We start from the raw sequence: 306 nt of genomic DNA on the forward strand, positions 1-306 counted from the left end.
TGGGTTGGAAATATATATTCACAGATTTAGAAGCATATGATGCGGAAGGTAAGGCTTACGAGTATACAGTGAAAGAACAGCCAGTAGCTGGATATGAAACAAAAGTAAGTGGTACTGACATCACAAATACAAAAGTAGGTCAAACAAAAGTAGAAGGAACGAAGACATGGAAAGATGATAACGCAACAGATCGTCCGGAAATGATTAAAGTAGACCTTTTACAAAATGGTACAGTAATTGCGACGCAAGAAGTAAGCAAAGCAACAGGCTGGAAATACGAATTCAAAGATTTAGCAGCGTATGATA

Annotated in this window: 1 protein-coding gene; it reads left to right on the plus strand. The window is 37.6% G+C overall.

Going from position 1 to position 306, the window contains the following annotated elements; translation table 11 throughout:
- Nucleotides 1-306 (plus strand): Cna B-type domain-containing protein (locus tag COI75_RS17070; protein WP_141535126.1); only part of this gene is annotated, 306 nt, incomplete at both ends.

This window comes from Bacillus cereus, from assembly GCF_002564555.1.
Classification (GTDB): domain Bacteria; phylum Bacillota; class Bacilli; order Bacillales; family Bacillaceae_G; genus Bacillus_A; species Bacillus_A cereus_K.